Here is a 9959-nt window from a genome sequence, read left to right on the forward strand (position 1 = left end):
GTGTAATTTAGTTTGTGAAGCTATGTAAAAAGGGAGCCGAGGCTCCCTTTAAAATAACGTGCTAGTTATAAAATTACTTTTGTTTACGGCGACGCATAAATGCAAACGGCGCAGCAAGTAATGTTAACCAAGCTAGTGAGCCCGATGAACCATTGCTTTCAGGCTCTGGTGTTGGCGTCACTGGCTGAGGGTCTGCAATGGTATCGTTAACAACGATTGATACCATAGTTTCTTCGGCGCTAGTGCCTGATGCTTCACGCACTGTGTATGTAAAGCTATCTTCACCAGAGAACTGTGCATTTGGCGTATAATCAATCGTGCCATCTTCATTCACGGTTGTAGAGCCATTTGCAGGTGCAGAAACCACCTCAACAGTTGATGCCACTAAGCTGCCTTTAATTCTTACACCTTTATGGGCAGAGAATTCTGCGTTTTCTGTTTCTGAAGAAGCTACTGCGTCAAATACAAAACGCGACTCAGCCATATCATTAGCTAATACATCAATAGTCACTGTTTGTTCTTCATCAACTTCTACTGCATCTGCAGCTGTGTAATGGCTGCGATCTTTTGCAAAAGCTTGATATTGAATATCAACAACACCGCCTTTGATTTGATCGACTAAGTAGCCACTACCAATAGCATTACCCGTTGGAACTGTGTCCAGCATTGCACCTACGTTGCCATCAGCAGACTCTACACCCGCTGAGTAAGGTGCAGGTAAAGCAGGCACATCAATGTAGTTCATACGAACTTCATCAGTGCCTTCTTTTAAGATCACTTGGAACGTGTACTTATCACCTAAAGAACTACCCCAAAGCTCAACGTCATGCCATTCTACAACTACATAGCCGCTATCAAATTTAGCCACATAAAGATCACCGCCACCGCTCGTGCCACCCGCTAAATCAAAGTCAGCCCAAAGCGGCGCAATAACACCATTAGGTGTACGTGCATTAGGCATTGCTTGAGGGCTCCAAGAGTTAGTTGTATTTACATCTGCACCAACAGCAATAAAGCCGTTATCTGAGATAGTAAATGCTGAGTACTCTTTCCCATCAAAAATAAAGTCAGCTTCAACCGTAATGGTTATCTCATCACACCCGTCAGGACACGCTTGTGGTTCAATGCCTTCATCAGCCAATGAGAAGGTACCTAAGAAATCACTGCTGTTAATAGCAAATTCTTTTGGCCCTAATGTGCCCGTCCAAGTTAGTTCTTTATTGTCTTCACTTAATGTTACTTCACCTGCACCATTAGTCACTTCAACAACAGGGGCAGCACCTTTAAGAAGTTCTGCATTTTCGTCAAGTTTTACATTTACTGATAGCTCGTCAGTGAACAGAGTATTATTAAATTGCACACCTATTTTTGCAGGAGTAGAAGAATTTAAAGAATCGGCATCGACTGTTGCACTAAACACACTGCTATTTGTTGCTTCGTTATCGTAAATAGCAAATGGTAAGTGAGCGATTTGACCTGTCTCAGTATGAGTCCACACTACATGACCAAAGTTCCAACCTTTTACATCGTTAAATGTTGAATCAATATCTAAGTTAAATTCAGCCATGTCAGTGCTTGTTTCTGTACCTTCTGCATCCGTTGAGGTAGAACCATGCGCGCCAAGCATAACGGTGCTAGGCGAAACTGTAATTTCAGCGCCTTGCATATCGGTTACTACTTTTGCAGTCCACTCACCGGCAGTATCAGTCATGTTTTGCACGGTATTTGAGAAACTACAAACACTTAAACAACTAGGGTCAGCGTAAGAGCCATGATCAAATGTAAGTGCTGCCTCTAGCGCATTAGGCATATCTAATCGACCGGCACCTACATCAAATGCATCAGCTTTGGTAACTAAGTCTTCTTTATGTAGGCCATCCATTTTAGATGAGCTCATAAGCGCCGTTTTGATTTGTACCGCATTCCACTCTGGGTGAGCTTGCTTCATCAATGCTGCTGCACCAGCAACATGAGGGCTTGCCATACTTGTGCCTGTAATCGCATTAAAGGTAATACCATTACCTTCATCTGGCGAGTACGCAGATAAAATATCTGTACCTGGCGCTGCAATATCAGGTTTTAAGAAGCTAGGCTCACCATTAGGACCACGCGAACTTGAAGAGTTTACTGCATCAGTAAATTTCTCTTGAATTGTTCTTTTAACACTAGGGTCGAGTGAAGCAATAACCGGCTCTTCAGCTGCAGTTAACAGCTCAACCAAGCTTAAACCATCTTCTTGGCTAATCGCTGAGGCTGGAATTGTGGCGTCATCCATAGACATGCCCATTGCACCGCCAGCAACATTGTTGTGGATAATTACCGCTGTTGCACCTGCTTTCGCCGCATTTTCAGCTTTGGCTGAAAACGCACAGCTACCACGAGAGATTAATGCTACAGAGTCTGCAAATGAGATATCTTCAGCAAACTCTTCACACCCTTCAAAATTATCAGGAGCAATCACTTGCGCCGAAATAATAGGAAGTGAAATAGGGTCGGTTAATAAACCATTGCTTCCTTCAATGCTTAAATAGGTTTCACCTGCCACTTCAATTTGTTGAGAGAAGAAACGCCCTGTTTGCGTATTGGCAACTGTTAAACCAGACTCAATACAGCTAGGACAACCAATAGTTTGTGCGCCGTTACCATCGTTACCTGCTGCGGTTACAACCACTACACCCGCTTCTTCTGCAGCTGTGAATAAATCACTGTATGCACTGCTTGATGGATTACCACCTGCACCACCGCCCCACGAGTTATTAATTACGTCTGCGCCATCTTTAATGGCCGCTTCTAATGCCCCCATTAGTGCAACGGTAGTACCGCTGCCTCGTCCATCGGCTGTGTGCCAAAGCGCTTTATAAGCCATTAACTGTGCCGCTGGTGCAACACCTGAAATTGACACGTTATTGTCTTGGTAAGTAATTTCAATTGGGTTACCTACAGCAGTACCAGCAACATGCGTTCCGTGACCGTCGTAACCGAGTGGAGAACCAATATATTCATCAGGGTGAACATCACTTGGTGTTGGGCCAAATGCACGCGCCACTATTAATTTATTATTACAAAAATCGGCTTCACCACCCTCTATACGACAGTAATCGGGGTTTTCTGCGATGTAAGCCGCTTCTTCTTCACTAAACTCTGCAGCTGCAAAACCCACATCTGAAAACATAGGGTTTTCTGGGCGAATACCCGAGTCAATAATAGCAACTTTAACGCCTTTACCAGCTTCAGATTGACCACCAAGCGCCTGCCATGCCTCAACGCCTCTAATCACATCAATAGAAGCATCCATTAATGTGTGGTACTCAGTATCTAAAAATACTTTTTTTACACCCGCAAGTTTAGCGAGCTTTTCACGTTGACCTTGCTCACCTTCTACCACGATACCGTTGAATAACGTACTAAATGAATGTGAAACCGAGCCACCGCTAACAGATGCGGCTACTTGCGCTACACTTTTTTGTTTTGCTTTTAAGTAGCTGCTGTACTTTAACGCAGGTGCTGAAGATAGATTAACTTTACTATCCCCAGTTACTGCTGCAGAGGTTGCTTCAAGCCCTGCAATGCCGCCTTTGTAGGTTGCTAGCGGCTCGTCTTCAAGCTGGATAATATAGCGTGCTTTAGTAGAAATGGTTTTATCTTGAGAGTATGTTTTTACACTTGATGTTTCTGGGACATATCCTTTAGATAAATCAGGTGCGGCGGCTGCACCGTATGACATCATAGCTAAACCTATAGCTGATGAAATAGCGGTTCTTTTCAGTGTTATATTAGACATTATTTCCCCTGGAGTGAGTTTTATATTATTGTATTTACTCAATTCAATGTGATTAGAATTGTGATTTTAATATAGAACTACAGCCCTCAGGCTAGCAACAACTCAATTACAAGTGGATTACAAAACTGCAGGAATAGCATCGCAAAAACATCACAACAAACTAATTTTAAATAAGTTTTTCTCTTTCTGTAATTTGTAAATCACTGTAAACAAAACCTAACTTCTCTATGGAAAATGAATGAGTAACGACGTTATAAATATTTTAACCATGGCTAAAGTAATTCAGACAGCCGTCGCCCCAGTCTTTTTAATTACGGGTATTGCTGCCACGCTCGGGGTTTTATCTAATCGCTTAGCCCGCATTACTGACCGTGCGCGACAACTTGAGCGAAAACTCAAGGTAAGCACCGATGAAGACTTTAATAAAACCCTAGCCACAGAGCTGCGAGCCCTGTTAAAGCGCTCTCGATGTATTCATATTGCTTTTAGTATGAGCGTGCTAAGCGCCTTGCTAGTATGCGCTGTGGTTATGCTGTTGTTTTTATCACACATTCAGTCTATTAATTTAGGGGTAACAATTGCCAGCTGTTTTGTGGCTGCAATGGCCTTATTAATATGTGGTTTTATGTCGTTACTTGGCGAGGTATTTTTGGCCACACGTAGTATGCGCCGAGGGATGATATTTGCTGATATTAACGATTAGCAATAAAAAAGCCCGAGATTTTCTCGGGCTTTTATCACAACATTTTAATTTTATTGTGCAGTATAAATAGTCTCTAACACTTCAATTCGCGCTTCTTTAGTATAATCAGTTGACTTTAATTGCTCTGCAGCAGCTAAAATATCTTGACCCTCATTAACAGCTAAAACCGCTATTTTAGTACCTGGGAAAACAGACACTACCTTTAAGCCAGACAGCTGAGCTACCTCTGTTGCGTTCATGCCATCTTTAAGCAAAACAGTAATATTGCCAGAAAGCGACGTTAAGTTGTTTGTTAGGACATTACGTACCAGTGTACCTTTTGTTACTAACGATGAAGCCTCAGAAGACTCAACAACCGCCATCTCACCTTTGGTAGAAACAACATACTCATCAGCAGCAACACTTGTTGGTACTAAACGTAAGTTTTTTTCTACAACGTAAGAGCCAAAGTCGGTTTTGCTGTATTTCACACTATTTACCGGCTTTTTTGGAAGTTGCAGCTCTTTATCTGCTAATGAACTCGCTGTTGCACTTAGAGAAATACACGCAGCAGCACCTAAAATAACTAATTTATTCATTTTCATATCTATATTCCTTACTCTTGACCTGCGTGACCAAATGCTCTCAACGAAACGCCTTCTAAAACGCTTGCGGCACGGTTATTTGAAATACCTACGGCACCAAGTCCGTTATCCCCGCCATCGCTGAATGCAAAGCTATCTGCTGCAGCATCAAGAACACGAATAGTCCAAGTACCTTTTGTTGTCTCGCCATAGAAAGCATTAGACAGTAGTACCGCATCTTTTAAAACATAGCCTGTGTTCCAACCGTTAGTAAAGCTATAAGCTGGGTAAAATAGAGCTTGCTTAGACGCTAGTAATACACTGCGCGTGCCTGATGGAGACGTCACTTCAATTGCTAAATCGGTACCAGCAGAGGTTTGCGTACCATCCGCTAAACCAAAGCCCATTTCAGTATTGCTCACATCAAACTTAAACTGCATTGCTTCAATGTTTAGCTCTTCTTCAACAGTGATTTGCTGTGTAACACCCGCGGCACTGTTATCTGGGATTTCTAGCGTAAGGGCATCTTCTTCAACAACAGAGCCAACACCACTCCAATCTGTAATAACTTGCTCACCTAATGCTACGTCGTACTCTTTTGCCATCGCAACTGCAGCACCAGCATCTACACGTCCAAAACCATATAAGTTATTAAAGTTATAGCCTGCTGCATTTTCAACCCAGCCGTCATGCGCTACAAATTCACCTTCACCAACGCTAAGTGTTACAACTTCATCTTCTGCATCGTTAACTGTGCTTGTAGTAGCTAAGATATGACGGACATCACGCCATGTTAGCTCTGAATTAGCTGATAAAATCAGTGATACTACACCTGACGCATTAGGTGCTGCCGAAGAAGTACCATTAAACGTAGAGGTATAGTTACAGCTAGCGTTATCTTCATGTCCTGGGTAGTTGAATGGGTATTGCGATGCAGCAAAGTCTTCGCCATATGCTGCAGCCCATGCCGTAATCGAGCTACCATTAAAGCCTGAGTACCCATTAATACAGGTCATTTGATCAGTCGTTACCATGGCAGGCGCCCAGCGCCCATATTCACCCGCAGGGGCTGAAACCATTAAGTTAGCACCACCGCTTGAGTAGCTTGTATGCGTACCATCAGCATTTACAGCTGCAACGCTTAAGTAATATGGGTGACCTTGGCTTGGCTCAAACGCGCCGTTATAACAAGTAAGGCCTAGCTCATTTGCGCCATTATCGGCACATAATGACCCTTCATCGCCACCATCTACAAACGAGTTACCACTCGACTTCATGTTTAGGGCACCTTTACCATCACGAAGGTTAAGGTTAGGGTAAGACTTGATAGCTTCATCTAGCTCTGAGTAGCCAATAAACGTTGGGAAGGTAATACCGTAGCTGCGGTTAAACGCAGAAATATTTTCTGATGTGCTAATACCGCTACCTGGGAAACCATGCGCGAGTAAATCAGTTTGCTCAATTTTATCGCCACCTAGGTAGTTCATGCCAATTAGACCAGCATCTGGTGCAACACCGCGCCCGCCCTTACCATTCCAACCTTTCGCTGCAATTAAGCCTGCAACACTGGTACCGTGGTCGCCGCTATTTGACAGGCTAGTAGGGTCGGTGCGATCCAACACATCAACATCTAAATTTAAAGAACGGTTTGGTAACACGTTATCAACTAAGTCTTCGTGACGAATTTCCATACCAGAGTCAACAACAACCGCCGTTACGCCAGCACCTGTAACACCTTGAGCGTACGCAGCTGCTACGTTCATATCTTCGCCAGCAACCAATTCTTCTGCTTCTGATTCAGCAAAATCCTCGTCAAAAATAGTTTGCGCTTCTTCTTCGCTGTAACCTAATTGGTTGACATATAAATCAATTAGGCCTTGCTTCATTTCATCGCTTAGAGCGTACGACTTTTGACCTGTGTTACGCAGGTGCCATTGCTGATTAGCCAAAGGATCTGACGCAATATCACTAATCGTTAATTGCGCAGACGCCGATTTGCCATTTGCATTAGCGGTGTAATCAATTACCGCGTCTTCGCCTGAAACAGGAACGTAAGTAAAGGTATCGCCTTCAACAGTGAGTAAGCCGTGGCTAAAAGTATATACGCCATCCTGCGCTTCAACCGCTTCACCATTTTCAGTAAATGTATAACTAAGTGTATCGCCATCGTTATCACTTGCATTAAACTCAGCAGTTACAGGTACCCATTGCTTTAAACCGGCAACGGCTACATCGCTTGCTTTTGGTGCAACATCAGTTACTACAGCAACTTGGCTATTATTGTCATTGTCGCTGCCACCACACCCTGCTAGCGTCATAACTACTGCGGCAGAAAGTGCCGACATTTTAAAAATATTATGCTTCATAAACTTCCTTCGTTAATTATTTTTATGATGACTCAAGGTACACAACAGGGCACTTAATAGCAACTCACCGTTTACAGTCGTTAACAATAAACTGACAAGGTGTAATGATATATTCAGAAAACAAGCTGCGAGACATTAAAGTTTCACTTGAATAAAATAAGTAATCGATTCAAGATGTCTAATTAGTAGATATAATTTCTTACAGGGGCAAAACATGAAATTAAAACAATTTTTAGCAGGGGTTGCTTTAGCAACATGTACACTTAGCGTATCTGCAAATACTGCATTTAAAGAGCCAAGTGATGCTATTGAATACCGTCAAGCTGCGTTTTCTATGATTTCAGTGCAAATTAGCGATATGGGCGCGATGCTAAAAGGTAAAATTCCTTTTGATGCAGAGCAATTTAAAATGCGCGCTAATAACGCAGCAGCCCTTTCTAAAATGCCGTGGGAAGCGTTTTACGAAGGCACTGATAAAGGTGATACAGCAGCATTAGCTGATGTATGGTCTGATAATGCAACCTTTGTTAAAAAAGCCAATGCCTTTGCTGCCAATGCAGATAAGCTAGCTTTAGCAGCTCAATCTGGCGATAAGGCGGTAATTGGTAAAGCATTTGGCGCATGGGCCAAAGGCTGTAAAGATTGCCACAAGCAATTTAAAGACTAATTACAATTAAAACAATACACACTAAAACGGCGCTTTATGCGCCGTTTTGTTTTTTTGTTAGCTATTAACTTAGCAAATAACTAAGTGGTTCTTTGCCCCACGTAACAGCCAGTAGCACCAACAACCCAACAAAAATAGCCCACGCCAACCAAGGAGCTTTCGTGTTATCTATATTAGTTTGAGTGGCTTGCTCGCTGTTAGCCTGTTTACCGGTGATCATTGCTTTGACAAGTGGTTTTCCTTTTATTTTATACACAACAATGGCAGTAACATGCAGGCAAATGGCATAAAATAAAATATCGAAATTAAGGCGGTGCAGCCAATTTGCAAAATCAACCGTTGAGCTCGACACATACTCAACCAAAGGCCCATCAGTCAAAATGCCATCACTGCTCATTAGCCCAGTCACTAACTGCACTATAATAAGTACAAAAAACAACAAAACCATGTAGCTACCTGGCGCCGAATGACCCACTCCTTTACTGGGGTTTTTGAACTCTTTAAGTACTGCTATTGGCGAGTGCAGTAACGCGCTTAATTTTGCCGTTTTACTGCCCACCAGCCCCCATACTAAACGGGTCACTATTAATGCGATTGCGAAAAAGCCAGCCACAAAATGAAGCTCAATCATGCCCTCGTCAATGCTAAAGTAAAGCACAGCAATATTAATCACTAATAACCAATGAAAGCTTCTTATAAAGCCATCCCATACTTTTATACTTTGCATATAAATCCTCAACTTGTTGCCAGGCTCTGGCACATTATTTTGATACTAAAGCCATTATTCCAAAGTTTTACTACCGCTGCATTAATGATATTACATAAAGCACTATTTATGGCACACTAAACGCACAAACTTATTACTTACTTGTATTAATGAATATAACTAAACGCGCAGTATTAAAAGGTTTTTTTGATATGCTCCCGCTTTGCCTGGCGGTCGTTCCTTGGGGAATATTATGTGGCTCTTTAGCGATTCAAAATGGCTTTAGTGCCTTTGAAACACAAGCAATGTCATTACTTGTATTCGCGGGTTCAGCACAATTAGTTGCAATTGAACTAATGGCCGGTAACACCCCTTTACTGACTATTTTATTTACCACATTTATTATTAGCTCTCGGCATTTTTTATACGGTTTAGCCGTACGCCATAAAGTTATTTCACAGCCATTTCGGTGGCGCTTACCAATAAGTTTTGTACTAACCGACGAGCTGTTTGCCTTTTCGCATCACCGCAAAGCCTATAAAACAAAAGCGCGCCTAATATACGCTTTAAGCGCGGGTTTTAGTTTTTATATTGCATGGAACCTTTGGACACTCATAGGCATAGTTGCAGGAAGTGTGCTCCCTGATTTAACAAATTTAGGGCTCGACTTTGCTATTGCAGCTACATTTATTGCTCTTGTGGTACCGGGCATAAAAAATTTAGCCTCGCTGGTTACAGTGATTGTTGCGGGTATTAGCGCCACAGTTTTAAAAAGCACGGGGTTTGAGTTGTGGTTGGTTTGTGCTGCTCTACTTGCAATGAGTGCAGGCTACTTTACTGCAAGGCTTACACAAAAAAAGGACAGCCCATTATGATGCTCACTATATTATTAATGGCGTGTATTACCTTTTTTACTCGTTACTTATTTTTACATCAACGCCTTGGTTTTAAAGTGGGCCCTAAAATGCAGCAGTTTTTAAGCTTTAGCGCACCCGCTGTACTAACCGCTATTTGGGTACCCATTATTTTTATAAATGAAGACGGGCTCAACCTTAACTGGCACAACCCTTATTTAAGCGCAGCCATCGTTGCCATTATTGTTGCCTATAAAACACATAATATTTATTACACAACGCTTGCCAGTATGGGGTTATTTTTAATTTTAAACTAGAG

General features: G+C 42.3%; 8 protein-coding genes. 4 read left to right on the plus strand and 4 right to left on the minus strand.

Annotated elements, in window-relative coordinates:
- Nucleotides 1–73: 73 nt before the first annotated feature.
- The gene (locus PAT01_RS09150; RefSeq protein WP_154945375.1) at nucleotides 74–3781 is read right to left on the minus strand and encodes a S8 family serine peptidase; all 3708 of its coding nucleotides are present in this window, start codon (nucleotides 3779–3781) and stop codon (nucleotides 74–76) included.
- A gap of 238 nt (nucleotides 3782–4019) precedes the next feature.
- On the opposite strand from PAT01_RS09150, the gene PAT01_RS09155 reads away from it, so the two are divergent.
- Nucleotides 4020–4484 (plus strand): DUF2721 domain-containing protein, encoded by a 465-nt coding sequence (locus PAT01_RS09155; protein ID WP_004589012.1) that lies wholly within the window; start codon nucleotides 4020–4022, stop codon nucleotides 4482–4484.
- A 50-nt stretch (nucleotides 4485–4534) separates the two neighbouring features.
- On the opposite strand, the gene PAT01_RS09160 is transcribed toward PAT01_RS09155, so the two are convergent.
- Nucleotides 4535–5068: a S8 family serine peptidase gene (locus PAT01_RS09160; protein WP_138579766.1), complete on the minus strand. Its 534-nt coding sequence runs from the start codon at nucleotides 5066–5068 to the stop codon at nucleotides 4535–4537.
- A gap of 11 nt (nucleotides 5069–5079) precedes the next feature.
- Nucleotides 5080–7413 carry a S8 family serine peptidase gene (locus tag PAT01_RS09165; protein ID WP_154945376.1) on the minus strand — a complete coding sequence of 778 codons (2334 nt, stop codon included), beginning with the start codon at nucleotides 7411–7413 and terminating at the stop codon, nucleotides 5080–5082.
- A 214-nt stretch (nucleotides 7414–7627) separates the two neighbouring features.
- Between PAT01_RS09165 and PAT01_RS09170 the strand changes: the two genes are divergently transcribed.
- Nucleotides 7628–8080 (plus strand): c-type cytochrome, encoded by a 453-nt coding sequence (locus PAT01_RS09170; RefSeq protein WP_024032101.1) that lies wholly within the window; start codon nucleotides 7628–7630, stop codon nucleotides 8078–8080.
- Between the two features lie 64 nt (nucleotides 8081–8144).
- On the opposite strand, the gene PAT01_RS09175 is transcribed toward PAT01_RS09170, so the two are convergent.
- Nucleotides 8145–8807: a cytochrome b/b6 domain-containing protein gene (locus tag PAT01_RS09175; RefSeq protein ID WP_138579768.1), complete on the minus strand. Its 663-nt coding sequence runs from the start codon at nucleotides 8805–8807 to the stop codon at nucleotides 8145–8147.
- A 149-nt stretch (nucleotides 8808–8956) separates the two neighbouring features.
- Here PAT01_RS09175 and PAT01_RS09180 point away from each other — a divergent pair, with 149 nt between their 5' ends.
- Nucleotides 8957–9661, plus strand: coding sequence for an AzlC family ABC transporter permease (locus PAT01_RS09180; RefSeq protein ID WP_029772236.1), 705 nt, complete (start codon nucleotides 8957–8959; stop codon nucleotides 9659–9661).
- A complete protein-coding gene (locus PAT01_RS09185; RefSeq protein WP_004589018.1) occupies nucleotides 9658–9957 on the plus strand; it encodes an AzlD domain-containing protein in 300 nt (99 codons plus the stop codon). The genes PAT01_RS09180 and PAT01_RS09185 overlap by 4 nt, the downstream gene beginning before the upstream one ends.
- Nucleotides 9958–9959 lie beyond the last annotated feature (2 nt).

Origin of the sequence: Pseudoalteromonas atlantica (genome assembly GCA_007988745.1) — a bacterium.
Classification (GTDB): domain Bacteria; phylum Pseudomonadota; class Gammaproteobacteria; order Enterobacterales; family Alteromonadaceae; genus Pseudoalteromonas; species Pseudoalteromonas atlantica.

Coding starts and splice junctions, on each gene's coding strand:
- PAT01_RS09150 (WP_154945375.1), bottom strand. CDS start 3,781: ATGTCTAATATAACACTGAAAAGAACCGCTATTTCATCAGCTATAGGT.
- PAT01_RS09155 (WP_004589012.1), top strand. CDS start 4,020: ATGAGTAACGACGTTATAAATATTTTAACCATGGCTAAAGTAATTCAG.
- PAT01_RS09160 (WP_138579766.1), bottom strand. CDS start 5,068: ATGAAAATGAATAAATTAGTTATTTTAGGTGCTGCTGCGTGTATTTCT.
- PAT01_RS09165 (WP_154945376.1), bottom strand. CDS start 7,413: ATGAAGCATAATATTTTTAAAATGTCGGCACTTTCTGCCGCAGTAGTT.
- PAT01_RS09170 (WP_024032101.1), top strand. CDS start 7,628: ATGAAATTAAAACAATTTTTAGCAGGGGTTGCTTTAGCAACATGTACA.
- PAT01_RS09175 (WP_138579768.1), bottom strand. CDS start 8,807: ATGCAAAGTATAAAAGTATGGGATGGCTTTATAAGAAGCTTTCATTGG.
- PAT01_RS09180 (WP_029772236.1), top strand. CDS start 8,957: ATGAATATAACTAAACGCGCAGTATTAAAAGGTTTTTTTGATATGCTC.
- PAT01_RS09185 (WP_004589018.1), top strand. CDS start 9,658: ATGATGCTCACTATATTATTAATGGCGTGTATTACCTTTTTTACTCGT.